General features: G+C 62.6%; 24 protein-coding genes. 13 read left to right on the plus strand and 11 right to left on the minus strand.

Annotated elements, in window-relative coordinates:
• The coding region (locus tag BTW08_RS13000; RefSeq protein ID WP_075562959.1) for a PLP-dependent aminotransferase family protein at positions 1-1211 on the minus strand (1211 nt) is incomplete at its 3' end.
• Positions 1212-1407: 196 nt separating this feature from the next.
• Between BTW08_RS13000 and doeA the strand changes: the two genes are divergently transcribed.
• From doeA to BTW08_RS13015, 3 genes are all read left to right on the plus strand, one after another.
• Positions 1408-2607 carry an ectoine hydrolase DoeA gene (gene doeA / locus BTW08_RS13005; protein ID WP_075562960.1) on the plus strand — a complete coding sequence of 400 codons (1200 nt, stop codon included), beginning with the start codon at positions 1408-1410 and terminating at the stop codon, positions 2605-2607.
• A gap of 237 nt (positions 2608-2844) precedes the next feature.
• A complete protein-coding gene (doeB, locus tag BTW08_RS13010; protein WP_075562961.1) occupies positions 2845-3879 on the plus strand; it encodes a N(2)-acetyl-L-2,4-diaminobutanoate deacetylase DoeB in 1035 nt (344 codons plus the stop codon).
• A complete protein-coding gene (locus tag BTW08_RS13015) occupies positions 3876-4349 on the plus strand; it encodes an Lrp/AsnC family transcriptional regulator (RefSeq protein WP_075562962.1) in 474 nt (157 codons plus the stop codon). Before doeB ends, BTW08_RS13015 begins: the two co-directional genes overlap by 4 nt.
• On the opposite strand, the gene BTW08_RS13020 is transcribed toward BTW08_RS13015, so the two are convergent.
• Positions 4346-4747 carry a VOC family protein gene (locus BTW08_RS13020; RefSeq protein WP_075562963.1) on the minus strand — a complete coding sequence of 134 codons (402 nt, stop codon included), beginning with the start codon at positions 4745-4747 and terminating at the stop codon, positions 4346-4348. The genes BTW08_RS13015 and BTW08_RS13020 overlap by 4 nt on opposite strands.
• 346 nt (positions 4748-5093) lie before the next feature.
• On the opposite strand from BTW08_RS13020, the gene BTW08_RS13025 reads away from it, so the two are divergent.
• The 5 genes from BTW08_RS13025 (at position 5094) to BTW08_RS13045 (ending at position 10745) form a co-directional block, all read left to right on the plus strand.
• Complete coding sequence (locus BTW08_RS13025; protein ID WP_075562964.1) at positions 5094-6557, plus strand: NAD-dependent succinate-semialdehyde dehydrogenase; 1464 nt, start codon at positions 5094-5096, stop codon at positions 6555-6557.
• Positions 6558-6688: 131 nt separating this feature from the next.
• Entirely contained in the window at positions 6689-8119 is a 1431-nt protein-coding gene (locus tag BTW08_RS13030; RefSeq protein WP_075562965.1) for an aminotransferase, read from the plus strand.
• Positions 8120-8202: 83 nt separating this feature from the next.
• On the plus strand, positions 8203-9189 hold the full coding sequence (eutB, locus tag BTW08_RS13035; protein WP_075562966.1) for a hydroxyectoine utilization dehydratase EutB: 987 nt from the start codon (positions 8203-8205) through the stop codon (positions 9187-9189).
• Between the two features lie 51 nt (positions 9190-9240).
• Positions 9241-10188 carry a cyclodeaminase gene (locus tag BTW08_RS13040; RefSeq protein ID WP_075562967.1) on the plus strand — a complete coding sequence of 316 codons (948 nt, stop codon included), beginning with the start codon at positions 9241-9243 and terminating at the stop codon, positions 10186-10188.
• Positions 10189-10193: 5 nt separating this feature from the next.
• Positions 10194-10745, plus strand: coding sequence for a GNAT family N-acetyltransferase (locus BTW08_RS13045; protein ID WP_075562968.1), 552 nt, complete (start codon positions 10194-10196; stop codon positions 10743-10745).
• On the opposite strand, the gene BTW08_RS13050 is transcribed toward BTW08_RS13045, so the two are convergent.
• Both BTW08_RS13050 and zwf read right to left on the minus strand, forming a co-directional pair.
• Complete coding sequence (locus BTW08_RS13050; protein WP_075562969.1) at positions 10707-11882, minus strand: MFS transporter; 1176 nt, start codon at positions 11880-11882, stop codon at positions 10707-10709. The genes BTW08_RS13045 and BTW08_RS13050 overlap by 39 nt on opposite strands.
• Before the next feature lie 85 nt (positions 11883-11967).
• Positions 11968-13554, minus strand: a complete 1587-nt coding sequence (gene zwf / locus BTW08_RS13055) for a glucose-6-phosphate dehydrogenase (RefSeq protein ID WP_075562970.1) — start codon at positions 13552-13554, stop codon at positions 11968-11970.
• A gap of 189 nt (positions 13555-13743) precedes the next feature.
• Here zwf and BTW08_RS13060 point away from each other — a divergent pair, with 189 nt between their 5' ends.
• The 3 genes from BTW08_RS13060 to BTW08_RS13070 all read left to right on the plus strand — a co-directional run bounded on the left by BTW08_RS13060 (position 13744) and on the right by BTW08_RS13070 (position 17525).
• Positions 13744-14064 carry a YrhK family protein gene (locus tag BTW08_RS13060; protein WP_075562971.1) on the plus strand — a complete coding sequence of 107 codons (321 nt, stop codon included), beginning with the start codon at positions 13744-13746 and terminating at the stop codon, positions 14062-14064.
• Positions 14065-14185: 121 nt separating this feature from the next.
• The gene (locus tag BTW08_RS13065; protein WP_246837741.1) at positions 14186-15613 is read left to right on the plus strand and encodes an amidase; all 1428 of its coding nucleotides are present in this window, start codon (positions 14186-14188) and stop codon (positions 15611-15613) included.
• A gap of 199 nt (positions 15614-15812) precedes the next feature.
• Complete coding sequence (locus tag BTW08_RS13070; protein WP_075562973.1) at positions 15813-17525, plus strand: thiamine pyrophosphate-dependent enzyme; 1713 nt, start codon at positions 15813-15815, stop codon at positions 17523-17525.
• A gap of 152 nt (positions 17526-17677) precedes the next feature.
• On the opposite strand, the gene BTW08_RS13075 is transcribed toward BTW08_RS13070, so the two are convergent.
• The 5 genes from BTW08_RS13075 to BTW08_RS13095 all read right to left on the minus strand — a co-directional run bounded on the left by BTW08_RS13075 (position 17678) and on the right by BTW08_RS13095 (position 21507).
• Positions 17678-17965, minus strand: coding sequence for a DUF1330 domain-containing protein (locus tag BTW08_RS13075; RefSeq protein ID WP_075562974.1), 288 nt, complete (start codon positions 17963-17965; stop codon positions 17678-17680).
• A 4-nt stretch (positions 17966-17969) separates the two neighbouring features.
• Complete coding sequence (locus BTW08_RS13080) at positions 17970-18656, minus strand: type 1 glutamine amidotransferase domain-containing protein (RefSeq protein ID WP_075562975.1); 687 nt, start codon at positions 18654-18656, stop codon at positions 17970-17972.
• Between the two features lie 105 nt (positions 18657-18761).
• Positions 18762-19796 carry an NADP-dependent oxidoreductase gene (locus BTW08_RS13085; protein WP_075562976.1) on the minus strand — a complete coding sequence of 345 codons (1035 nt, stop codon included), beginning with the start codon at positions 19794-19796 and terminating at the stop codon, positions 18762-18764.
• A gap of 103 nt (positions 19797-19899) precedes the next feature.
• Complete coding sequence (locus BTW08_RS13090) at positions 19900-20499, minus strand: TetR/AcrR family transcriptional regulator (protein ID WP_075562977.1); 600 nt, start codon at positions 20497-20499, stop codon at positions 19900-19902.
• 81 nt (positions 20500-20580) lie between these two features.
• On the minus strand, positions 20581-21507 hold the full coding sequence (locus tag BTW08_RS13095; RefSeq protein WP_075562978.1) for a LysR substrate-binding domain-containing protein: 927 nt from the start codon (positions 21505-21507) through the stop codon (positions 20581-20583).
• Positions 21508-21599: 92 nt separating this feature from the next.
• Here BTW08_RS13095 and BTW08_RS13100 point away from each other — a divergent pair, with 92 nt between their 5' ends.
• Both BTW08_RS13100 and BTW08_RS13105 read left to right on the plus strand, forming a co-directional pair.
• Positions 21600-22541, plus strand: coding sequence for a DMT family transporter (locus tag BTW08_RS13100; protein WP_075562979.1), 942 nt, complete (start codon positions 21600-21602; stop codon positions 22539-22541).
• 87 nt (positions 22542-22628) lie between these two features.
• Complete coding sequence (locus BTW08_RS13105; RefSeq protein WP_075563074.1) at positions 22629-23429, plus strand: MBL fold metallo-hydrolase; 801 nt, start codon at positions 22629-22631, stop codon at positions 23427-23429.
• A 17-nt stretch (positions 23430-23446) separates the two neighbouring features.
• On the opposite strand, the gene BTW08_RS13110 is transcribed toward BTW08_RS13105, so the two are convergent.
• Positions 23447-24634 (minus strand): HlyD family secretion protein, encoded by a 1188-nt coding sequence (locus BTW08_RS13110; RefSeq protein WP_075562980.1) that lies wholly within the window; start codon positions 24632-24634, stop codon positions 23447-23449.
• Between the two features lie 51 nt (positions 24635-24685).
• Positions 24686-26239, minus strand: coding sequence for a DHA2 family efflux MFS transporter permease subunit (locus BTW08_RS13115; protein ID WP_075562981.1), 1554 nt, complete (start codon positions 26237-26239; stop codon positions 24686-24688).
• Positions 26240-26586 lie beyond the last annotated feature (347 nt).

A 26586-nucleotide genomic window follows, 5' to 3' on the forward strand; every position in this document is an offset into this window, starting at 1 on the left:
AGCTCTTCCGCCCGCCACGGTTCGGGAAGCGCCAGCCAGATATGCAGGCTGCTGGGGCGCGATTCGATGGCATGGCCCGCCAGCTTGCGGGCGGCCAGTGCCTGGCGCTCCGCCAGCAGTTGGCGCTGCTCGTGCGCCAGGGTGTCGACCATGCCGCTGGCCAGCCAGTAATCCGCAATTTCGAAGACCAGCGGCGTCGCCATCCAACTGGTGGCGCGCAGTCTCGGCAACGTGTGATGCATCTGCCCACGGGGCACGCTGAGATAGCCGGCGCGCAGCCCGGGGACGGTCGCCTTGGTCAGGCTGGTGACGTGGAAACTCTGCTGGGGCAGGCGGGCGGTCAACGGGGTCAATCCCTCGGGCTCCAGCAGCGCATGGACGTCGTCCTCGATCAGCCACACGTCGTGACGCAGCAGGATATCGGCCACGACATCGCGCCGGGCGTTCTCCATGGTCGCGCCGGTAGGGTTGAGCTGGGTCGGCGTCAGGCAGACCGCGCGCGGGCGGTATTTGACGATGGCGGCCTCCAGCGCTTCCGGAATGACGCCCTGTTCGTCGATCGCCACGCCATGGAGCTGGAAACCGAGCGTGCGGGCCAGCGCGATCAGGCCGTGGTCGGTCAGCGTTTCCGTCAGCACGATATCGCCATGCTGCACGACCGTGGCGATCGCCAGCATTAGCCCATGGGCGGCGCCGTTGCAGAGCAGCCGATCGTCGGTCTCGCCCGGCACGCCGAGACGCTCCTTCAGCCAGGCGTTGGCGCGTTCGCGCTGGTGCTGAAGACCGGCGATCGGCCGGCAGGCGCCGATGACGTCGGCGTGGGCCGTTTCCGCGAGTTCCGCCAGCGCCTGCCGAAAGCGCCGGTGATGCGATGGCGGGCACACCGGATGGGCGATCGACAGATCGATGGGAGCGGCATCGGTGACCGCCGCCGGCGCTCGCAGATACTCGTTTTCGGAGTCACCTTCGGCATCGCGAATCCAGGTGCCACTGCCGACACGCGCCTGAACGAGACCGCTCTTCTCGGCCTGTTCGTAGGCTCGAGATACCGTCTGCACGCTGACCCCCAGGGTCTCTGCCAGCTCCCGATGCGTCGGCAGGCGCATGCCCGGAGTCAGCACGCCGTGGCGAACCGCCTCGGCGAGGGCGCGGGCGATGGAAAGGTATTTGGGGCCGTGGCCGCCAAGGAAGGGAGTCAGGTCGATTGTCATGATGCAATAAAGCCTTTGACGGCACGCTGAGCGACGATGCTACTATCGTCCTCGATGCATTGACCGATAATTGTCATGAATATTACGGTTTAAATCATGACAATTTCTCACCCGGTCGGCAAGCGGCAGGACATTCGACCCGAGCCCCTCGATGGCCGATGTCTCGATCATTCAGTCCCGTTAGTCGAGTGGCGCCATGTTTCAGGTTTCCTTGCCTTTCTCGCGTGAAGAGTACGCCAGCCGTTTGCACAAAGTGCGCGTTTCCATGGCGAATCGCGGAATCGATGTTCTCGTCGTCAGCGACCCCTCCAACATGGGTTGGCTGACGGGTTATGACGGTTGGTCGTTCTATGTGCATCAGTGCGTGCTGGTGGGCCTGGAAGGCGAGCCGGTCTGGTACGGGCGGCGCCAGGACGCCAACGGTGCCTGGCGTACCTGCTGGATGGACGCCGAGCGCGTGCGCTACTACCCCGACTACTATGTTCAGAATCCGGACATGCATCCGATGGAGTATCTGGCCCAGTCGGTGCTTCCGGAGTATGGCTGGCATACCGGCAATGTCGGGCTGGAGATGGACAACTACTACTTCTCGGGCAAGGCTTACGTCAGCCTGCTCAAGGAGTTGCCACACGCGCAGCTGATCGATGCCACGGCGCTGGTCAACTGGTGCCGGGCGATCAAGTCGCCGCAGGAGATCGCCTACATGCGCACGGCGGCGAGAATCGTCGAGTGCATGCACACGCGGATCATCGAGATGATCGAACCGGGCCTGGCCAAGAGCAAGCTGGTGTCCGAGATCTACCGCGTGGGCACCGAAGGCTGGACCGATGAGCATGGCACGGTCCATGGCGGCGACTATCCGGCGATTGTGCCGCTGCTGCCGACCGGCAGCGACGCCGCCGCCCCGCACCTGACCTGGGACGACACCCCGTTTCGCCAGGGCGAAGGCACGTTTTTCGAGATCGCCGGCTGCTACAAGCGCTATCACGCGCCGCTATCGCGCACCGTCTTTCTGGGCAAGCCGCCGCAGGATTTCATCCGCGGCGAATCGGCCCTGCTTGAAGGGATCGACAACGGGCTGGCGGTGGCCAAGCCCGGCAATCGCTGTGCCGATATCGCGCTGGCGCTGGGCGCGGCGATGGACAAGTACGGCTTCGATCGCGGCGGCGCGCGCTGCGGCTATCCGATCGGGATCAGCTATCCGCCGGACTGGGGTGAGCGCACCATGAGCCTGCGTCCTTCCGACGAGACGATCCTCGAGCCCGGCATGACTTTTCACTTCATGCCCGGCATGTGGATGGACGACTGGGGCCTCGAGATCACCGAAAGCATCCTGATCACCGAGAATGGCGCCGAGCCGCTGTGCAATTTTCCGCGCCAGCTGTTCGTCAAGTAAGCCGGATCAGCTGTTGGTCAAATAAACCGGATCAGCTGTTGGTTAGATAAGCCGCGGCAGCTGTTCGTCAAATATGTGCATTAAACAAGAGTCGCCGGTCGTTGGTGGAACGAGGCCGGATAGCGGGCCTGATGCCCGCCCGGGATCCGCCCCGCCCGGCTATTTTGCTACCTTTCAATGACGCGCCTGTTAGCGATCCGCTGCGGCGCGTCATCCGTTTCATTGAGGAGAGTTCGCATGTCCGTAACCCTGCGTCCCAGCCCGATCAGCGCCACCGTCGACTTCGATGCCCAGGGCGTTCAGCACGGTTTTCTCAAGCTGCCGATCTCCATCGACACCTCCGCCTGGGGCGCGGTGATGATCCCGATCACCGTGGTCGCCAACGGCGAAGGCCCCACGGCGCTGCTGACCGGCGGTAACCATGGCGACGAGTACGAAGGCATCACCTCGCTGCTCAAGCTCGCCAGTACGCTCAAGGCAGAAGACGTGCGCGGTCGCGTAATCATCGTGCCGATGATGAACACGCCGGCGGCAGAAGCGGGCAAGCGAACGTCGCCGCTGGATGGCGGCAACCTTAATCGCAGCTTTCCCGGCGACCCCAATGGCAGCGTGACGAGTCAGATCGCCGACTATTTCACTCGGGTGCTGGTACCGATGTGCGACGTGGCGCTGGATCTGCACTCCGGCGGTCGCACGCTGGACATCGTGCCGTTCGCCGCAGCGCATCGGCTCGACGATCTCGCCCAGGAGCGCGCGAGTCTCGCCGGCGCCGTCGCCTTCGGCGCGCCCTACGCGATGATGATGTTCGAACTCGATGCCACCAAGCTTTACGACACCGCGGTGGAATCCCAGGGCAAGACCTTCGTCACCACCGAACTCGGCGGCGGCGGCACCTCGACGCCGCAGAGTCTGGCGCTGACCGAGCGCGGCGTGCGCAATTTCTTGATTCACTATGGGTTGATGGCTGGCGAGATCGAGAAGCCGACCGAACCCATGATCTACGTCGATATGCCGGATGCCAGTTGTTACGTGCAGAGCGAGCATTCCGGCCTGCTGGAACTGACGGTGTCCCTGGGAGAAATGGTTCAGCAGGGCGACGTGCTGGCGCGGGTCTACGACATGAGTCGCACCGGGGCCGAACCGGTCGAATACCGCGCCCAGCGCGACGGCGTGCTGATCGCGCGGCGGTTCCCGGCCAAGGTCGGAATGGGCGATACCATCGCCGTGGTCGCGGAAGTGGTCGAGTCGCTCGAGCGTGATCAGAACCGATGAAGCTCGATCGCTACGACCTCAAGATCCTCGAGATTCTCAGTCACGACGGCCGCATTACCAAGTCGCGGCTGGCGGAGGCAATCAGTCTCTCCGTCAGCCCGTGCTGGGAGCGGGTCAAGCGGCTGGAGAAAGCCGGGGTCATCGAAGGCTATAGCGCCCGCATCAATCCCGACGCCATCGTCAAGCGCACGCCGGTGTGGGTGCAGATCGAGCTCAAGCAGCACAATGCCGAAAGCTTTGCCCGTTTCGAGCGCATGGTCCGGGAGACCGACGCCGTCGCCGAGTGCGTCGCGGTCGGCGGCGGCGTCGACTACCTGGTCAAGATCGCTGCCGACAGCATCGACGCCTATCAGCGCCTGATCGATGCCTGGCTCGTATCCGATCTGGGTATCGAGCGCTACTTCACCTACATCGTCACCAAGACGGTCAAGCGCGAAGGGCCGCCGGTACTGCCTTCAATATCGGACTAGCTCGTTAGATGGTGTTTGAGCTTTTCGCAGTCATATGAAGTGATCTCGAAAGGGTTGTCATCCGGGTCCTTGAAGTAGAGAGACCACGATAATTCGTGGTCTTCGAGTGTTGGCGGCTGTTTCAAGCATTTTTCGAGATGCTCTTTCCAAGCAATAAATTCCGCAGCATCGACGTCGAATGCGATCGTGGCGTGCCTGTCGCTGGCCGGGCGCTCGAAAAGCGAGAGACAAACAGCTCGCTCATCGTCTGCAATCATCAATGGGCCATCCGCAGTGGCCCACTGCTCGAATTCGGTAACTCGCTTTAAGCCGAGCGTGTCGGCGTACCACTTTTCGGCGGTCGCTCTGTCGAGAACATGAACGTGTATGTGATCTATCTGCTTGAAACGCGGTGTCATAAAATTTTCCTTGATGGCGAGCAATTCAGCATTGAGTGGTGAACGTCTGTTGGATCAAGTCACCGGCGATGACGATGAAGTAACGCTTTTTGAATGGCTTGGCTTTCTATCAGTCGCTCAACCAAGCTCACCGGTGGCTAATTGACGGTCAAGCAAAGCGATGACTCGAGCAGTGAAGCTTATCCCGCCAAAAAAACCGCAACTCCTGACCGGGCTTTCGGAAGAAAGCGTGCCGCAAAGCGGTCGAGACGAAAAGTTTCCTGCTGCCGAATCGATACCATGGTCGCATTCGCAGGATAGGCAACCCGTTCTGCCCCACCGCGCCGACACCCCTGCAGGAGGCGATATGAAACTCAACGATCCCAGACTCTTCCGCCAGTACGCCTATATCGATGGCAAATGGACCCACGGTAGCGAGGGTCGCGAAGAAGCGGTCGTCGATCCCGCCACAGGAGAGACTCTGGGTCATTGCGCGCTGCTGGAAGCGGCCCAGATTACTGACACGGTGACCGCGGCAGAGAATGCTTTCGCCGCATGGCGAGCGATCAACGTCCATGAGCGCGCCGAGAAGCTGCACGCCTGGTATCGCCTGCTGCACGAGCACAAGGAAGACCTGGCGCTGCTGATGACCTACGAGCAGGGCAAGCCGCTCGACGATTCCCGGGGCGAGGTCGATTACGGCGCCAGCTTCATTCAGTGGTTCGCCGAAGAGGCCAAGCGCGCCTACGGCGTGACCATTCCCAGCCATATTCCCAACGCGGCGCTGGGCACGATCAAGGAACCGGTCGGCGTCTCGGCGATGTTCACGCCGTGGAACTTCCCGCTGGCGATGATCACGCGCAAGGCGGGGGCGGCGCTGGCGGCCGGTTGCACGGTGATCGTCAAGCCGGCCAACGAGACGCCATATTCCGCGCTGGCACTGGCCGAACTGGCCGAGCGGGCCGGGATCCCGGCGGGCGTGTTCAACGTCGTCACCGGCGATCCGGCGACCGTCTCCGAAGTGCTATGCAACGACAACCGCATCCGCAACATCTCGTTTACCGGCTCGACCCGTGTCGGCAAGCTGTTGATGCGTCAGAGCTCGTCCAGCGTCAAGCGCATGTCGTTGGAGCTGGGCGGTAACGCGCCGTTCATCGTCTGCGACGACATGGACCCGGATGCCGCGGCGAAAGAAGCGGTCGCCGCCAAGTTCCAGACCGCCGGGCAGGATTGTCTCGCCGCCAACCGCATCTTCGTTCACCGCAAGATCTACGATGCCTTCGTCGAACGCTTCGTGGTGCACATGCAGGCGCTGAAGGTCGGCAACGGCCTGGAGGGAAGCGATATCGGCCCGCTGATTCACAAGCGTGCGGTCGATTCCGCTCGGGGTATCGTCGAGGACGGCATCCAGAAGGGCGCGCGCCAGCTGGGTGGAGAGCGCCCGGCGCCCGGCGAGAACTTCTTCATGCCTACATTGCTGGCTGACATCACCCCGGAGATGCGCGTGTTCCGCGAGGAGACCTTCTCGCCGGTCGCCGGTGTCTGCGCGTTCGACGATGACGAAGAGGTTCTCCGGCTGGCCAACGACACCGAATACGGTCTGGCTGCCTATCTCTACACCTACGACGTGCGCCGGATCTGGAAGCTGATGCGCGGACTCGAGTACGGCATGGTCAGCGTCAACAGCGTCAAGATGACCGGCGCGCCGATCCCGTTCGGTGGGGTCAAGCAGTCGGGGCTGGGTCGTGAAGGTGGCGCTGCGGGGCTCGATGAGTATCTCGATACCAAGTACTACTGTCTGGGCAATATGCCGTCGGCGAGCAATTCATAAGTTTCAGGAATTTCAACGCGGGTATGACACAAGGATCGTTCCGATCGCTGCGCCCGCCCGGATTGCTGCCGTTTCCGACAACGCTCGATAGTGCGAGCACGGCAGCAATCCTCTTCCGGTAAGGAAATCGTATGACCGATACTCGTACCCTGATCGACAACGATCGCCGTCACGTTTTTCATGCGTCCACCCATCTGCGCGATTACGCCCGGGGCGATGCGCCGGGACGCGTGATTACCGGTGGCAAGGGGATCTCCATCGTCGATCGCGACGGCCGCGAGATGATCGACGCCTTTGCTGGGCTCTACTGCGTCAACATCGGTTATGGCCGCACCGAAATCGCCGAGGCGATCTACGCCCAGGCCAAGGAGCTTGCGTACTACCACACCTATGTCGGCCACTCCAACGAGCCATTGATCGCGCTTTCCGAGCGCATTGCCAAGCTCGCCGGCAACGGCTTGAACAAGGTCTACTACGGGCTTTCCGGCAGCGACGCCAACGAGACTCAAATCAAGCTGGTGCGCTATTACCACAACGTCACCGGCCGGCCGCAGAAGAAAAAGATCATCTCGCGTCAGCGCGGTTACCACGGCTCCAGCATCGCCGCCGGCTCGCTCACCGGGTTGCCCGCGTTCCATCAGCATTTCGACCTGCCCATCGAGGGCGTGCTGCATACCGAGGCACCATATTATTACCGCCGGCCCCGGGGCGGTGTAGACAGTAACGGACGTCCACGCGGCGAGATGAGCGAACGCGAATTCTCCGCCTACTGCGCCGAACAGCTCGAAGCGATGATCCAGCGCGAAGGTCCGGAAACCATCGGCGCCTTCATCGGCGAGCCGGTGCTGGGCACGGGCGGCATCATCCCGCCCCCGGCAGGCTACTGGGATGCGATCCAGGCCGTGCTGAAGCGCCACGATATCCTGCTGATCGCCGACGAAGTCGTCAGCGGCTTCGGCCGTCTGGGCAGCGATTTCGGCTTCCAGCATTACGGCATCAAGCCGGATCTGGTGACCATCGCCAAAGGGCTGACCAGCGCCTATCAGCCGCTTTCCGGCGTGATCGTCGGCGAACGGGTGTGGAAGGCGCTGGAAGATGGCACCGGCGAATACGGCCCGATCGGCCACGGCTGGACCTACTCCGGCCACCCGTTGGGCGCCGCCGCCGCCATGGCCAATCTCGATATCATCGAGCGCGAAAACCTGGTGGGTAACGCCGCCGAGACTGGTGCCTACTTCAATGCCCAGCTCAAGAAAACCTTCGGCGAGCACCCGCTGGTCGGTGACGTACGCGGCGAGGGGCTGATGGCGGCACTGGAATTTGCGCCGACCAAGGGCGCGTACGCACCCTTCGATCCGTCGCTCAAGGTCGGTGCCCGGGTCGCGGCCGCGGCGATGGAAGAGAACCTGATCGCCCGTGCCATGCCCAATGGCGATATTCTCGGCTTCGCGCCGCCGCTGGTGATCGATCGTGGCCAGGTGGATGAAGTGATCGCCCGCGCCAAGCGAGCCGTCGACAAGATCACCGATGAGCTGACGCGCGAAGGCAAGCTGAACGCCTGAGTGTTGATGGCACCACGAGACTGCGGCAGGGTGGAAACGTCCACCCTGCCGTTTCCATTTTCTCAATCGGGAATCGCTCAACGATGTCAGACCCCGTGAAGCTTCACGACATCTATCTGGCGCGAAGCCGCATCGCCGGCCAGGCGGCGCGGACGCCGCTGATACTTTCCCAGAGCCTCTCGACGCGCTTCGATGCCGAGATCTATCTCAAGCTGGAAACCCTGCAGCCGAGCGGTGCCTTCAAGCTGAGAGGCGCGCTCAACAAGATCGCGTCGCTGTCGCCGGAACAGCTGGAGCGCGGCGTGACCACGGCCTCCACCGGCAATCATGGCCGCGCGGTGGCCTGGGCGTCGAAGCGGCTCGGCGCCCGCGCCATCATCTGCGTCTCCGAACTGGTACCGGCCAACAAGGTCGCGGCCATCGAGGCGCTGGGTGCCGAAGCCCGGATCATCGGACGCTCCCAGGACGATGCCTTCGTCGAGGCGCGGCGTCTGGTCACCGAGGAGGGGATGGCGCTGATCGAGCCCTTCGACGATCCATTGATCGCGGCAGGCCAGGGCACCATCGGGCTCGAACTGATGGAAGATATCCCTGAGCTCGACCGGGTGCTGATCGGGCTTTCTGGTGGCGGGCTGCTTGGCGGCATCGGGCGCGCGGTAAAAGGCATCAACCCGAAGGTTCACGTGACCGGCGTCAGCATGCAGAAGGGCGCAGCAATGATCGAGAGCCTTGCCGCTGGCAAGCCGGTCGAGGTGGAGGAAGAAGCGTCGCTGGCGGACTCGCTGGGTGGCGGGATCGGGCTCGACAACCGCTGCACGTTCGAGCTGGTTCGCGAGGTGATGGACGACCACCACCAGGTCTCGGAAGCGGCCATTGCCCGCGCCATGCTGCACTTCTTCGAGCATGAAAAGATGCTGGTGGAGGGCGCCGCCGCGGTCGGGCTCGCCGCCATCGAGGAGCACGGCATCGACGTTCGGGGCGAGAAGGTGGCGCTGATCGTCTCGGGCAATGGCGTCGACGCCGAAACCCTGATGCGGGCGAAAACCCTGATCGACTATCCAGAGCGCTGAGCGCTCGAATGATGTTACGAATTCAACCGAATGGACTCAGGAGTCATCCCGATGGAACTCTATAACCGCCAGCAGATTCAGGACGTCGTCAGTCTCGATCACGCCGCTCTCGAAGCCGTCGAGGCGGGCTTTCGCGCGCTGGGCGAGGGCAACGTGGTGCAGCCGCCGATCCTGTCGATGGCGATCGAGGAGGCCAACGGTGAGGTCGACGTCAAGACCGCGCATATCAAGGGCAATTCTCGCTTCGCGATCAAGGTCAGCCCTGGCTTCTTCGACAACCCGAAACTGGGACTGCCGAGTCTCAACGGCCTGATGATCGTGTTCTCGGCCAAGACCGGGCTGGTCGAGGCGGTGCTGTTCGATGAAGGCTACCTCACCGATATTCGCACCGCACTGGCCGGCGCCATTGCCGCCAAGCATCTTTCACGTGCCGACAGTCAACGCGTCACCGTACTCGGCGCCGGGCTGCAGGCGGAGCTGCAGGTCGCCGCGCTCATGCTGGTGCGCGACATCGACACCCTCGATGTCTGGGCGCGGGATGTCGCCAAGGCCGAGGCCTACGCGGCGCGGATGCAGGAAAAATACGGGCTGACCGTGGCGGTACATACCGATATCGGCGAGGCCTGCCGCGAGGCGGACATCATCGTTACCACCACGCCGTCGCGGGAGCCGCTGCTGAGTGGTGAGCATCTACGTGAAGGCGTTCATGTCACCGCCATGGGCTCGGATAGCCCGGACAAGCGCGAGCTGGATACCTCGGTGATGGAGCGAGCCGATCACTACGTCGCCGATACCCGCGCCCAGAGCGAGAACAACGGTGAGCTCAAGGCCTACGCCGGCCACCAACCGCCGTTCACCGTCAACGAGCTGGGCCGCGTGATCGCCAGCGGCAAAAGCCTGCGTAGCGCGGCTTCCCAGATCACCGTCTGCGATCTCACCGGTACCGGCGTGCAGGACACCGCGATTGCCGGTCTTGCGTTGGCGCGGCTGATGGAGTGAATGCCGTGGACCCTTTGACCGTCCGCCTGGCAACGCTGGACGATGCAGAAGCGATCGCGGGAATTCATGTCGATGCCTGGCGCTACAATTACCGTGACCTAATCGACGACGACACGCTGGCCAGAAGAGATTTCGACAGCCGACTGGAAACCTGGCGGCGGGAGCTAGAACTGGGGGCGGAAGTGCTGGTGGCGGTGCAGCAAAGAGCTGTGGTGGGTTGGACTTGCCTCGGGGCGTTTCGACATCCACCTGCGACTCGCCCCGACGTAAGATTGGCGACTCAAGATTGGGCCGAAATTCACGGGCTCTATATCGCACCTTCGTTCCAGCGCTGTGGGCTAGGCTCACGTTTGCTGCGCGAAGCTTTCTGCGTTCTTGAAGCACAGTGCTTTCGTGACGTCGGTCTTTGGGTTCTCTCCAACAATCTGCCGGCTATTCGATTCTACGAAGCCTACGGCTTTCACGATCAGTGTCTGGATCAGGACTTCGAGATCAATGGCCAGCCACTGGTCGAGAAGCTACTGGCGAGATCTCTCGGCGGCCGGGGCGACGTGTGATTCGGGGCGCCCCAGCGCCGAGGCCTTGGCGACGATCACCAGTGCCAGAACGCCGAGCAAAGCGAAGGCGTAGTGCAGCGTGATGAAGTGCGCGGTGAAGCCGATCAGCGGCGGGCCGATCAGAATGCCGCCATAGCCGAGCGTGGCAACGCTGGCAATTGCTACGCCAGGCGGGGTGTCCGGGTCGTTGGCTGCGCGCGAGAAAGCCAGCGGCATGATCAGCGCGTAGCCCAGCCCGAGCAGCACGAAGCCCGCCAGTGTCGCCACGAAGCTGGCGGGGATGACGGCCAGCAGAACGCCCGCGACCGCCGAACAGCCGGCGAGCCGGGCGACATTGACTTCCCCCAGCCGCATGATCACGCTCGTCCCCAACAGGCGCATGACAACCATGGCCGCTGAAAACACCGCGTAACCCAGCGCCCCCTGAGCCTGGGTCGCCGAAGTGACGCTGACCAGAAACAGCGCGCTCCAGTCGGCGATGGCGCCCTCGCCGAGCGCGGCGCACATTGCGACGAGACCGATCCAGAAAAGCGCACCGTGAGGCAGCGGAAAGCGCTTGGCCCCCTTGACTGGCTTGCGAGTGTCCGATGGCCAGCCAATCGCGGCGAGCCAGGTCGTCAGCACCCAGAACACGATGCCGACCAGCGCGAAGTGCGCCAGCAGACCGAGCTCGAACGATGTCGCCAGGTACCCGCCCATCGCACCGGCGCCGGCACCCAGGCTCCACATGGCGTGAAACGTGGACATGACCGGTTTGGCGATATGCCTTTCGGCCTCGCCGGCCCAGCTGTTCATGGTGACGTCCATGCCTCCGTGGCCGGCACCGAACAGACACAGCGCCGCGCCGATCAGCCAGACGTTGGGCGCGCACGCGATCAGGATCAGCGCGATCGTGTAAGCCAGTGCGATGATGAGCGTCGCGCGCGCCGCGCCGAAGGTATCCGAGGCCCGTCCGGCGAGCGGAAACGAGGCGATGGCGCCAGCGGCCAGGGTCAACAGAAGTAGCCCCAATTGGCCGCCATCGAGAGCATGACGCTCGACCACGGTGGGAATGCGTGACGCCCAGGTGCCGAACAGGCCTCCGTTCAAGGCAAACATCGCGGCGACGGCGATCCAGGTCTTGCTGGCGCTAGGCATGCAAACCTTCCCGTTCCGTACCATCGAAAGCATCCATGTCAGCCCGGATCATCGGTTACTGCCACCGTCGAGTTCTCCCGGTGTTTCACCGGCCACTCGGCACCGGCGCGACGCCGGGGCCAGTCGGAGAGCCAACTTGGTGCCATAGCCGGCCGTCGCGCTGGATTAGCTCGTGGGCGCCATCGGGACCGTCGGACCCGGCGGCGTAGCCTTCGATATCGTTCTCTCCGGTCGTGGACTCGCCGGACCAGGCTTGCTGGAAAGGCTCTACCGCGCGCCAGCCGTTTTCGATGGTATCGGCACGCTGGAACAGCATCTGATCGCCGGTCAGGCAGTCGTAGATCAGTGTTTCGTAGCCGGTAGCGGCAGGCAGGTCGAAGAAGTCCTTGTAGGCGAAGCCCATCTTGACGGTATCCATCTCGAGTTCGGGGCCGGGCCTTTTGGCCTGGAAGTCGAACCACATTCCCTCGTTGGGCTGGATCTGGATGATCAGCCAGTTGGAGGCCATCCGCTCCACGTCGGTATTGCGGAACTGGGCGTAGGGGGCCGGTTTGAAACAGATCGCGATCTCGGTATCCCGCGCGCTCATGCGTTTGCCGGTACGCAGATAAAACGGCACGCCGACCCAGCGCCAGTTATCCACCATCACCTTCATCGCGACGAAGGTTTCGGTCTGACTGTCCGCATCGACGCCATCTTCGTCGAGGTAGCCCGGTACCGGCTGATCGTCGAGTTGCCCGGCTTCGTAACGCCCGCGAGCGGAGTTGTGGGCGGCCTCCTCGGGCGTCCAGGGGCGAATGGCACCCAGCACCTTGGACTTCTCGCTGCGCAGAGCATCGGCCCCGAAGGCGGCCGGCGGTTCGATGGCGACCATGGCGAGCAGCTGGAACAGGTGATTGGGCACCATGTCGCGCATGGCGCCGGCTTTGTCGTAGAAAGCCGCACGTTCCTCGACGCCAACCGTTTCCGCCGCGGTGATCTGGATATGATCGATGTAATGGTTATTCCAGAACGGCTCGAACAGCACATTGGCAAAGCGGGCGACGAGGATATTCTGGACTGTCTCCTTGCCCAGGAAATGATCGATTCGGTAGATCTGATCTTCTCGCATCACCTCGAGCAGATCGGCATTCAATGCCCGTGCCGATTCGAGATCGTGTCCGAACGGTTTTTCGACGATCAACCGTCGATAATTTTCGCCTTGTTCGGTCAGTAGTCCGGCCTGGCCGAGTTGCTTGGCGATGTTGCTGAAAAACCGCGACGACGTTGCACAATAGAAGATCGCATTGTCGTTGCCGGAGGCGGCAATGGCATCCTCGATCTGGCGATAAACGGCTTCATCGGTAAAGTCGCCCTTTAGATAATGGATCCGCTGCTCGAACTCGGCCCAGCGCGATTCATCCAGCGATTTGATGCGTCCTTCCGAATGACTGTCTGCCGCCTTTTCGGCGATGAACTGCTTGAGATGAGCGCGAAATGCGTCGTCATCATACTCGGCGAGATCGATGCCGACGATTTGCATTTCAGGGTCGATCAACTGGTCCCGATCCAGATTGTAGAGTGACGGGATCAGCAGCCGCTTCACCAGGTCACCGCCGGCGCCGAAGATGAACATCGTGGTGTTGTCGGCGGCGGGCGTGCGCTCATGTTGCGCTGGCGTCGAATTGGGCACGGACTCTCACCTCGTTACGTGGATTGCCAAAAGCAGGTCGTCTCGTTCGATTCCATCATGGAAGACAATTTGTCACGGAGCCAGTGAATATGGCTCGGCGAGTCCGAGTCGGATCTCCTTTTGCGCCTTCCAACGTGCTGAACCAGACTGGGGCGACATGTCTTTCAGTTCGAACGGAGTCTCGTGATCATGAGCCATAGTTCCCGCCAACGTACTCAAACCTCTGACGGCAACGAGTCGCTGACGCTGCATTTTGGCCACGACGAGCTGGTCATTCGACAACGCTACGAAATCGTGAGCATCGCCAACGATATCCTTGTCGGCGTCTGGTTCGTCATCGGCAGCATCTTTTTCTTCTACGACTCCCTGGCGTACGCGGGAACCTGGCTGTTCGTGATCGGTAGTGTCGAGATGCTGATTCGACCGGTCATCCGCCTGGCGCGACGGCTGCATCTGCAGCGCATGAATGCCAATTCGTCGGCACCGAGCGCCGCCGAACACGACTTCTGACGCGGGCCAGCGAACCCGATCTCGTCCGATATCGACATTGCGCCGCCGCTGGATTGCCGACTAGGCTTGGTCGCGACGAAATTCGTATGACCGCACCACACCCACAGGACGTGGAGGGATTGTGAGCAAACCCGATTCAGGTACTGATCTTGGCAATATGGACGCCGTAAGCCTCGAGCGAATGTATCGATCCGGCGAAGCATCGCCGCTGGAGGCAACACGGGCCTCGCTCGACCGTATCGATCGCTTCAACGGCGCCGTGAATGCGTATGTTTACGTGGATCGCGAGGGGGCGGAGAAGGCTGCCAAGGCGTCGGCGCGGCGCTGGGGGCAGGGCAAGCCGCTGAGCGCCATCGACGGTATCCCGGTGTCGATGAAGGATCTGGCCGAAGTGGCCGGCATGCCGGCGCGTGGCGGTTCGCTGACTTCGTCGGACGCCGTGTGTGAAGAGGACTGCCCGCCAGCCCGGATGCTGCGGGAAGCGGGCGCGGTGATTCTCGGCAAGACCAATACCCCGGAGTTCGGCTGGAAGGCAGTGACCGACAACCGGGTATTCGGCGCCACCTACAACCCTTGGGATACGCGGCTGACACCGGGAGGATCTTCCGGCGGCGCGGCTGCCGCTGCCGCGCTCAACATGGGCGTGCTGCACCAGGGTGGCGATTCCGGTGGCTCGATCCGCATTCCGGCGGCCTTTACCGGCGTCTTCGGGTTCAAGCCGACTTACGGCTGGACCCCGCAATGGCCACCGGCCACCGAGCCGTCGCTATCCCATATCGGCCCGCTGACGCGCAGCGTCGAAGACGCCGTGCGCATGCTCAACGTGATCGGCCGCTACGATTATCGCGATCCTTATGCCACGCGGGGTCAGCCGGCGGATTGGGGCGCCGATCTCGATCAGGATCTGCGCGGGCTGCGTATCGCCTACTCGCCGACACTGGGCTATGCCGAGGTCGACGAGCAGGTCGCCGCCCGAGTGCGCGAGGCGGCACGCAACCTGGAGCAGCTGGGCGCCGAGGTCGAGGAAATTCACCCGGGATTCGAGTCACCGATCGATATCTTCCAGAAGCTCTGGTTCACCGCATCACTGGATTTCTGGTCGAAGTGCAGTGAAAAACAGCGCCAGCAGCTCGATCCCGGGCTGGTCGCCAACGCGCGCACCGCCGAGCAGTGGAGTGCGCTCGATCTGTTCCAGACGCTGGGCCGGAGAGCCAATTTCACCGAATGCCTGGAACGCTTCAACCAGAAGTATCATCTGTTAATGACACCGACGGTGCCGATCGAGCCATTCGAGGCCGGCCATGAGGTGCCGCCGGGCAGCGGTATGCGCGACTGGGAAGAGTGGGCGCCGTTTTCCTATCCGTTCAACCTCAGCCAGCAGCCGGCGGCTTCCGTTCCCTGCGGGTTCACCGACCGCGGGCTACCGGTCGGTTTCCAGCTCGCCGGCGGCAAGCATGACGACGTTCGCGTGCTCCGCGCCTGCCATGCCTATATGCAGGCGCATCCGCCGCGTTTTCCGCGGGTGCCGGACCCGGCGGAAATGGCCTGAGTCAAGGCGATTCACCGATTGCCGACTACGCTTGAACGAGGCGCTGCACCTGTCGTGTAGTGCCTCGTTTCGTCAGTGCCCACTGTTTCACTCTTTTTTATCTCATTCATCGCCCAGTTCATCGGGCCGACGAGGTCGAAGTCGCCGAGAATAGTGCAGCAACGCTTCGGCAGTGTCTGGCCGTGACAGGAGTCGCCTCATGAGTCATCAGAATGTCGCTGAAATCATCGTCGAAACCCTTGCCGAGGCGGGCGCCAAGCGCTGCTATGGCGTGGTCGGCGATACCATCAATCACTTCACCGACGCGATCCGGCGCAGCGATCTCGAGTGGGTGCATGTGCGCCACGAAGAGGTCGGCGGTTTCGCCGCCGGTGGCGAAGCCTACATGACTCGGGAACTGGCGCTGTGTGCCGGTACCTGCGGCCCGGGTACGCTACATTTCGTCAACAGCCTGTTCGAAGCCCATCGTAGCGGCTCCCCGGTGGTGCTGATCGCCTCTCAGGTGGGTACCGCCGATACCGGCGTCGGCTTTCCGCAGGATGTCGATCCCAAGCCGATCTACGAGCAGTGCAGCGTCTTCTGCGAAAGGGTCATCAATCCCGATCAGGTGCGCCGGATGACGGCTCTGGCGGCCCAGGCGGCACTGGCCGAGAACGGTGTTGCTGTGCTGATCGTGCACGGCGATCTGTTCACCCAGAAGCCGAGCCAGGATCTGCCGTATCGCGCCCATCGATTCAACCCGATCACCCGGCCGAGCGCCGAGGAGCTGGTGCCGGCGATCAAGGCGCTCAACGCCGGGGGCAAGATCTCGATTTTCGCCGGCTCCGGTTGCGAGCACGCGCGTAACGAGGTGATGGTGCTGGCGGCCAAGCTCAACGCGCCGGTGGCGTGGACCTCGCGGGCCAAGGATTTCATCGAACCGGACAATCCCTTCGAGGTCGGCATGACCGGCGTTTTCGGCCTGGCCGGGGGTTACCACGCCGTGGCCGAATGCGACACCTTGCTGCTGCTCGGCTGCAACTTCGCCTGGACGCAGTTCTATCCCGAGAAGGCGACGATCATTCAGGTCGATATCGATCCGCAGCAGATCGGCAAACGTCACCCGGTCGACATCGGACTGCTCGGCAGCGTGCGCGATACCTGTGCCGCGCTGGCCCAGATCGTCGACGAGCAGAGCGACACGTCCTGGCTGGAGCGCTGCCGCAAGAGCTACCACAAGGCGCTGGAGCGCGACGCTCACGAGTCCGACGACGACGGCCTGATCCATCCGCAGGAACTGACGCTGGCGCTGGACGAAGCCGCCCACGACGACGCCTTCTTTACCGCCGATGGCGGCAGCCCGATGGTCTGGATGCTGCGTCACATCCGCGCCAACGGAAAGCGTCGGACGCTGTCGAGCCTCGTCCACGGCACTATGGCCAACGCCTATCCGCAGGCGATCGGCATTCAGAAGGCATTCCCCGAGCGTCAGGTCATCGCGATGTGCGGCGACGGTGGCATGACCATGCTGATGGGCGACCTGCTGACCCTGAAGCAGGAGAAGATTCCGCTCAAGATCGTCGTCTTCAACAATAGCTCGCTGGGTTTCGTCGAGCTGGAGCAGAAGGTCGACGGTCTGCTGGACAGCTACACCGATCTCGACAACCCGGATTTCGGGCTGCTGGCGCAGTCGATCGGCCTGTGGGGGCGGCGGGTCGAGCAGGAACATGAACTCAAGCACGCCATCGCCGAGTGGCTGGCCCATCCCGGCCCGGCGATTCTCGACGTCAAGGTCAACCGCATGGAGCTGGTGATGCCGCCTAAGATCGAACCGGGGCAGGTGACGTCCACCGCGCTCTATTCGGGCAAGGCCGTGCTCAACGGCCGCATGAGCGACGTCGTCGATCTGATGAAGAGCAACTTCTGGAAGTAGACGATCCGGCGGTTTTTTTCTGCCGAGCTGGCGGTGGCATCGATGACGGCCGGAGGTTGTCGGTCCATACCGGAGAGGCTGCACAATAAAGGGGCGGCATTATCACTTGCCGCCCCCTTTACACTGGAATTTCTACCGGCAACCGCTAGCCGTTAAACCCCTTCCACCATCATGACACGATAGTCGGCGCCTTTGAGCCGATGCTGCTTGGCCTCCTGATAGGCCGGGCTTTCATACCACGCCAGCGCGGCCTGGCGGTCGGGAAACTCCAGCACCACGGCACCCTCGGCTTCGGGGCCCTCTAGCGTGGTGATATCGCCATAGAATGCCAGGGGCTTGGGAGGGACCTCCCCCCTTGCCTTGCTGGCCTTGTCGGCGTAGATCGCCATCTCCTCGCTATCGAGGGTGGCGTCCTTGATGAAGATCACGTAAGTGCTCATTGAACTACCCCTTTTCGTTGAGTCGTTTCAGCAGGGCCTTCGCGGTTTCGGCGGAGGAGCCCGGGTTCTGGCCGGTAATCAGCAGGTCGTCGGTCAGAACGTAAGAGGACCAGTCAGCGCCTTTGCTGTAGTCGCCACCCTGTGACTTGAGCACGTCCTCGACCAGAAACGGCACCACGTCTGTCAAGCCGACAGCCTCTTCCTCGCTGTTGGAAAAGCCGGTGACCTTTTTACCCTTCACGATCGGCGCGCCGTCAGCGTCCTTCACGTGACGCAGTACGCCAGGCGCATGGCAAACGAGCGCCGCGGGACGGCCGGCCCGCAGGGTACGTTCGATCAGCGCAATGGATGCCTTGTCTTCGGCCAGGTCCCACAGCGGGCCGTGGCCGCCAGGGTAGAAGACTGCGTCGAAATCGTTGCTATCGATATCTGCCAGCACGTGGGTGCTGGCCAGTGCCTTGATGGCCTCCGCGTCAGCGCGGAAACGTTTGACCTCTTCGGTATCCGCCGTCGGGTCGTCGCTTTTAGGGTCCAGCGGGGGCTGCCCCCCCTTGGGCGAGGCCAGCGTGATATCGGCGCCGGCGTCCTGGAAGACGACATAAGGCGCTGCCAGCTCTTCGAGCCAGAAGCCGGTTTTCTCACCGGTGTCGCCAAGTTGATCGTGTGATGTCAGTACCATTAATACTTTCATGGGATGAATGCCTTTGTGGTGGTTACGCAATCGATGACCGCGGGATCCGGTGCTTCGAAGTCGAGGAGGACGAGATCGAGGGGGACGAGATCGAGCGACATGGGATCAGCGCTCGCCGACCTGGATGACGAGTTTGCCGAAGTTCTCACCCTTCAGCAGACCGCTGAACGCCTTGGGGGCATTTTCCAGGCCTTCCTTGATCTCTTCGCGATAGTGAATGCGACCTTCCTCGACCCAGCCCGACATCTCGTTGAAGAACTCGTCGAAGCGGTGACCGTAGTCATCGAAGATGATGAAGCCGCGCACGGTGAGACGCTTTTTGAGAATGGTATCCAGCAGCAGTGGCAGGCGGTCCGGCCCCTCCGGTAGATCCGTCGCGTTGTACTGAGCGACCACCCCGCAGACCGGTATCCGAGCGCTGGTATTCAGCAGCGGCAGGACCGCATCGAAGACCTTGCCACCCACGTTTTCGTAGTAGACGTCGATGCCGGCATCGCAGGCGGCCTCGAGCTGGGCTTCGAAGTCGTCGGCTCGGTGGTCGATACAGGCATCGAAGCCCAGTGTCTCGACCACATAGCGGCACTTTTCGTCACCGCCGGCAATACCGACGACCCGCATGCCCTTGATCTTGCCGATCTGCCCAACCGTCGCACCGACAGGGCCGGTAGCGGCAGCGACCACCAGGGTCTCACCCGCCTTGGGTTTGCCGATATCCGTCAGCCCCATGTAGGCGGTAAAGCCCGGCATGCCCATGACGCCAAGAGCGTAGGAAGGATTCTCGGGCTGCTGTCCCAGGTTGGTCAGGGCCGTGCCGTCCGACAGGGCGTAGTCCTGCCAGCCGCTGTAGCCCAGCACCCAATCGCCTGGCTGGAAATCGGCATGTCGAGATTCGACGACGCGGCTGACGGTGCCGCCCACCATGACCTGATCGATCTTCGCGGGCGGGGCATAAGAGGGTGCGTCGCTCATGCGGCCCCGCATGTAGGGGTCGAGCGAGAGATAGACCGTGCGCAGCAAGACCGTGCCTTCCGTGGCGGCGGGAATCTCGGTCTCTTCCAGGCGGAAGTTATCCTGACGCGGCTCGCCGTGGGGGCGCGAGGCCAGTACCCACTGTCGGTTGATCGTATGATTCTGCGTCATGATGTACTCCTTTCACTTCAATGAATCTGATTCGATTAGACCAGTCGTCTAGTCCCAAGGTAAATAAAAGGGCCAAATCATCGGCCCTGGATTCACTCTCGATTCAGTGACGGCCGAGCAAGCGTCGTGTCGTGCTCAATGCCGACTGCAACGGTCTATCGTCCTGGGTCACCTTAGCCAACATGCTGGCCCCTAGCCACATCTGATACAGCGAGGCGGCCAGCTCTCCGTCATCGTCATCGGCGGTGATTTCTCCATTCTGCCGGGCGCGGGTCAGCTCGCGGGTCAGGCGTTCGATGATTCGATCCGTGCCGTTTTCCAGTACCTGGCGCATCGAATCGGAAAGATCGCTGACCTCGGCACCCAGCTTGACCACCAGACAACGGCTTTGCAGGTCGTGCCCGGTCTGGGTATCCACCCAGCGTTGCCAGTAACGCATCAGCCTTGAGACGGCGGAACTCTCGTCGCGAGTGGCGAGCAACTCATCAAGTTCGGCCAGATAGCGGCTGAAGTAACGTTCCAGCAGTGCGACACCAAACGCCTCTTTCGACTCGAAGTAGTGGTAGAAAGAGCCTTTGGGTACCTGGGCCGCCTTGAGAATTTCATTCAGCCCGACCGCGGAAAACCCTCGGCTCCCCATGGTGGACTGAGCGATATCCAGGATCTGCGTCTTGACGTCGCGGGTGGCTAGTGAGCTGTTCATGCGTCCACTCTAGCCTTGAATAGACCGGTCGTCTAGTGCTCGTTAATCAGAGGTCGCCATGACGGGCGGGTGGAGTCGTCGCTAGCTGGGTGTATCGTTCAGTGTGTCGTTCAGTGTTTCTGCCAGCCAGTCGAGCAGCGCCCGACACGCGTAGCGATCCATCGCTTCTCGGTGGGTATAGACGGCGATCGCCTCGGGTTGAACGAGAAATTCCTCGACCGGCCTTACCAGTTCTCCAGCGTCGATCAAACGCTCTGTCGTGCGTCGCCATCCCAGTGCGATACCGTGCCCGGCCAGTGTCGCCTGCAACATCAGCGGATAGCTGTCGAACACTTTCCCCGGCAGCGGTGACGAGACTTCCTGATCCATGGCCGTGAACCAGCCGCTCCACTCCATCCAGTCGGGCGGTTCTGCGCGATGATGAAGCAGCTCCTCGCCCGCCAACGCTTCCAGCGGAATTGGCGCGTTCCGCGCGGCCGAATGATCGGGACTGCAGACGGGATAGATCGTATCCGCGGCGATAAATGCCAGCGTGTGGTTGCCACTAGGTCTGCCATGCGTCTGCAGGGCGATATCGAACGGGTCGCGTTGCTCGGTCATCGGTCGGGTCGATGTCACCAGCTTCAGATCGATGTCGGGGTGGCGCTGATTGAACGTCGCCAACCGGGGCATCAGCCAGTAGAACGCTTCGCAGAGTTGGCAGAATAGAATCACTCGGGGCGCGCGCTCGCCGCCGCGGAGATCGTCGGCCTGCTGTGCGATCCGGGACAATCCATCGGTGATGACGTTGGCCAGTTCGCGTCCGGCCGGCGTCAGGAAGACGCCGCGGTTTCTGCGCTCGAATAGGGTCGCGCCAAGGTCCTTTTCCAGCGATCGCACTTGGCGGCTGATGGCCGCCTGAGTCAGGCCGAGCTCTTCGGCGGCGCGAGTGAAGCTCTCCCAGCGGGCGGCGGCTTCGAACGGGAGCAGGGTAGCGAGGGGCGGCAGTGAACGGTTCAGCGGAAACATAACCCTGGCTCATGGATAGTGACGCAACCATCGCTGGTGACGGCGGCGGTCGGTGGGGCACGCTCTGGCGGTTGCCACCGACAGGAACCGCCATGAAAGCACCTTCCACGTTTGAAGATAACCCTCGCCGCGGCATTCTGCTGATCGTCGGCGCGGTTTTTCTCCTCGCCCTGGCAGACGCGCTAGTCAAGTATCTCAGCGACAGCCTCTCACTTTGGCAACTATTGGTAATCGCGCCCTCGATCTCGTTGCCGATACTGCTGATAGGCTGGCGGCGTCAGAACGGCAATCTTCCTCGGCGCCTCGATAGCCGGCGCTGGATCGCGTTGCGGAGCCTGCTGCTGCTGGCAATGTGGATTGCGTTTTATGCCGCGCTGCCCTGGATTCCACTGAGCATTGCCGCCGTCGGAATCTACACCACGCCGCTGTTTATCGCGATGCTGGCCGCGCTCACGGGCGAGCCGTTGACGGGGCGACGCTGGGCCGCACTGTGGCTCGGCTTCGCTGGCGTGTTGACCGTGCTGCGTCCCGGTGGGGCGCTGTTCTCGCCAGCCATGTTGCTTCCGTTACTGGCGGCGCTCTGCTATGCCGGGGCGATGGTTGTGACGCGAACGCGCTGTCGCGACGTGTCTCCGTGGCTGTTGGCCCTCGGGCTCAATGTCGCTTTCCTGCTGGCGGGCGTGGTCGGCAGTGTCATCGTGACTGTCCTCGTGTCTGAGACATCATCCGGGTTTCTCACCCGTGGCTGGCAGCGACTCGCTACGGTGCCGTGTCTGCTGGTCCTGCTTTACGCGTTGCTCATGGTGAGCGTCAATACTGCGGTTGCCCGAGCCTATCAGCTTGCGCCCTCGTCGCTGGTGGGAGCGTTCGATTACGCCTATCTGCTATTCGCGACCGGTTGGGGGTTCTGGTTATTCGGCGAGGTTCCCGATGGTCCAACGCTGGTGGGCATGGCGACTATCCTGATCGCGGGATGGCTGATGATCCGTCAGCAAAGCGTTATGATCGCTGGCAAGCGCAGGACCTCAAGCTAGTTCGATAATCAACTACGTTGATAACAAGCGACGTTGATGAAGAATGAAAAGAGCGATGATCTGAGTCGGTTCCAATGGGAGGTCGGGATGCGTAACCACGGTTTTATCTGCGCCACCTGTGGCGTGCAATATCCGCCGAGCGAGACACCGCCGGAACACTGTGAAATCTGCGAGGACGAGCGCCAGTTCGTGCCGGTCGAGGGCCAGCGCTGGACGACGCCAACCCAACTGGCGACCCGTCACACCAACACCTTCCGCCACATGGCGCCGGGGCTGATGGCGATAGGCACCACGCCAAGCTTCGCCATCGGCCAGCGTGCCTTCCTGGTACGAACGCCAGCCGGCAACGTGCTGTGGGACTGCCTGACGCTGCTCGACGAGGCGACCATCGAGATCATCGAAGGGCTCGGCGGGCTCGATGCCATCGTGCTGTCGCATCCGCATTTCTTTTCCACCATGGCGGATTGGGCGCAGGCGTTCGACTGCCCGATCTACGTCCACGCCGCGGACCGTGACTGGGTCACCGTGGCGGATCCTGGAATCGAGTTCTGGGAAGGGGAGTCACGCGAGATACTGCCCGGCGTCGATGTTTACCGTCTAGGCGGTCATTTTCCCGGTGCCAGCGTGCTTCACTGGTCCGAGCATCGGGTCCTGCTGACCGGTGACACGCTACTGGTGACGCCGGATCGGATGGCGTCGTTCATGTGGTCCTACCCCAACAATATTCCGCTCGATGCGGGAACGGTCGAGAGCATCGCCAGACGCCTCGAACCGCTCGACTTCGACAGCGCCTACTCCGCGTTCTGGGGGCGCGAGATCCTGATCGATGCCAAGCACGTCATCGAGGAGTCGGCGCAGCGGCACTGTCGAGCGGTTCGCAGCGAGTAGCGATGTCCAACGTCCTGTCAGCTTCCGGAAGGGGAGCCTGCCTGAGTGTCCCTCTGGTGCGGGTCGGCACCACTGATATCGATATCCACCCCGACCATCATACCGGGGCCGATCAGCTCGGTGGGGCCGTCGTCGAAGCGGATGCGTACCGGGATTCGCTGGGTGATCTTGGTGAAGTTGCCGGAAGGATTGGGATCCGGTAACAGTGCGAACTGGCTGGTCGCGGCGCGGCCGATGACGGCGACATGACCGCTGAAGGTCTGGTCGGGAAAGGCGTCGACGGTGATGGCGACGGACTGACCGGTGCGCAGCGCGCCGACATCGGTCTCCTTGATGTTGGCTTCCACCCACAGCTTCGCGGGATCGTGCATCATCAGGATCGGCTGTCCGGCGCTGACGTATTCGCCCTGGTCGATCAGTGTCTTGTCGACCACGCCGTCGACCGGGCTGGTGACGTGGAGATCGTCGAGGCGCAGACGTTCCTCGTCGCGCTTGGCCTCGGCCGAATCGAGATCGCGCTCGGCGATCTTCACCTGCTGGTGCAGCACGTCGGGGTTGGGCAGCGGCATCTGCGAACCATTGATGAAGCCCACCTGAGCGTTGTCGGCCAGCGCCTGGCTGACTTCCACTTCCTGCTGCGCCTGGGCATGTTCGGCGAGAGCGGCCTGGTAGGCGTAGTAATCCTGATCACGGCGTTGCTCGGAGATCGACTTCTTCTTGTACAGCGTATCGGTGCGCTTGAACTCGCGCTGGGCTTCGGTGAGCCGCGCCTGGGCAGCTTTCTCGGCGGCCTGGCTGGCCTCGAATTGGCGATGCGTCAGATTCATTCCCCCCTTCAGCTGCTTCCCGGCCATCGCTAGGCGGGCCTTCTCGTAGTCGAGCTTGGCGCGCTGGGCGGCGACATCGGCTTCGAGCGAGGCCAGCCTGCGCTCGTCGGGCTTGCTGTAGAGCGTGGCGACAGCGTCGCCTTGCTCGAGCGTATCGCCCTCGGTGAGCGTGAAATCGGTGACCCGACCGTCGAGACGACTGCTGACGGTGACCTGGTCGGTCATGACGCGGGCGTCCTGGGCGCTGACATGGGATAGACGGTGCGCGATCGCCAGCCCGATCCAGATCAGACACAGCACCACGACGATGGCGAGTATCAGCAGTTTCACGCTGCGGGGCAGGCGACGCTTGGCGGGTCGAGGGGAATCGGCGGTCATGGCGTGAACGGGTCCTTCAAGAGTCGGATGAACGAAAGGCGGTCAGCAATATCAGGCGCGGGACATGCCTCGCCAGCGGCTGAGCAGTATCGACGGGATCACCACCAGAAACAGGCTCCCGATCAGGATCCAGAAGCCGTCCTGATAGGCGTATATCGAGGCCCAGATCGCCTCGATGCGGCCCATCAGATAGCCGGCCATGGCCGGTTGGTGGGTTTCCGGTACGCCGAGTCGGCCCACCATCTCGGTCAACTGGCCCAGCTGCTGACGGGCGATGGCGTTACCCGCGTTGACGCCGGCATTCAGGAGCTGGCCGTGATAGGCGGTCTGACGATCGAGCAGGATGACCAGCCCCGCCGTGCCCAACGCGCCTCCCAGCTGCAGCGCAAAGTTGATCGCGCCCGAACCATGACCGGTGAGGTGGGCGGGTAGGCCGGCAATGGCGTTGGATAACGTAGGCGGCGGGAACGAGGCCATGCCGATGGAGAGAACACCCATCGCCATGGCGAGATAGACGAACGAGGTATTCCAGTCCATCTGCGCCATCAGCCATACCGAGAACAGCGTGCAGGCGAGGCCGGGCAGCGTGATCCAGTGCGGCGGATAACGATCGCTCAACCAACCCACCAGCGGTACCAGAATGCCCAGTACGGCGGTGGAGGGCAGGAATATCTGGCCGGCCGTGATCGGGCTGTAGTGCAGCACCCCCTGCACGAATTGTGGCAGCAGGTACATGATGCCGTAGAAGGTGCCGCCGAACAGGCACATCGCCAGCGTGCCGACGACGAACAGGCGGTTGCGGAAGATCGCCAGCTCGAGCAGGGGGTGCCTGGCGCGATTCTGCCAGGCGATGAACGTGGCCCCGCAGAGCACCGACACCAGTATCAGCTCGGGAACGCGAGGATCGTACCAGCCCCAGCGCTGGCCGTTGGAAAGCGCCGCGAGCAGCGAAAACACGGCCACGAACAGCAGCACCACACCGGCCCAGTCGAAGGGTGGGCGCGGACCCTTCTGTTCGCGGGTGGGCAGGAAGAACAGACCCATCACGATCGCGGCAGCGCAGATGGGCAGCGTGACGAAGAACACGTAGCGCCAGGTGAAATGTTCGACCAGCCAGCCACCGACGACGGTCGCCAACGTCAGCGGCAGGCCCAGGCACATGCCGTACATGGCGGTCGCCATGCCCCGCCCCTCAGGCGGATAGACGGCGAACAGCGCCTGCATGGCGACCGGGCGAATCAACCCGGTCATGCCGCCCTGGACGATCCTCGCCGCCACCAGCGCCGCCATGCCCTGGCCCAGGCCGCCGAGGATCGAGGCTGCGATGAACGTCAACAGTAGCCCGACGAAGGTGGCTCGCTGACCGACGGCGGCCACCAGCCACGGCGCGACCAGCAGCGATACGGTGGTCGAGGCCAGAAAGCCGGTAGACAGCCACTGGACCTGCGAGTCGCTCATGCCGAAGGCGCCCTTGATGTAGGGGATGGCCACGTTGACGATGGTGATCGACATGCCCAGCGCCACCAGGCCCAGCATCACGGTCAACGTCACCCACAGCCGATAGCGTGGACCGTAGCGCTCGAAAAGCTGCTCGACCTGGGTCATGCGTCATCATCCGAAGTATCGATGGCGCCGGCGATCCGATGGGTGAAAGGCAATGGGTATCCTTGAACGGTGCAGGAGGCAAAAATGCAGCTTGCAAAGATCGGGCGATGAAGGAAGCAGGCGAATCGATAACGCGTCTATTTTTTGCTCGCTAAGCGATTATCCCGACTTGGTTGTATGACTTTCAAGGTGCTTGCGACTAAGGTCGCACGATAACCGGCTCTCGCGCGAAGAACGAAGCGGTGGCACTCGTCGGACGCCGAATCGGGCCTTGGCGGCGGCATCGGTTGCCGTGGGGATCGTCTACGCTAGAGACTCACGTTCACCGACGGCGCTGCCATACGGTC

This window comes from Salinicola sp. MH3R3-1, from assembly GCF_001937155.1.
Lineage (GTDB): Bacteria > Pseudomonadota > Gammaproteobacteria > Pseudomonadales > Halomonadaceae > Salinicola > Salinicola halophyticus.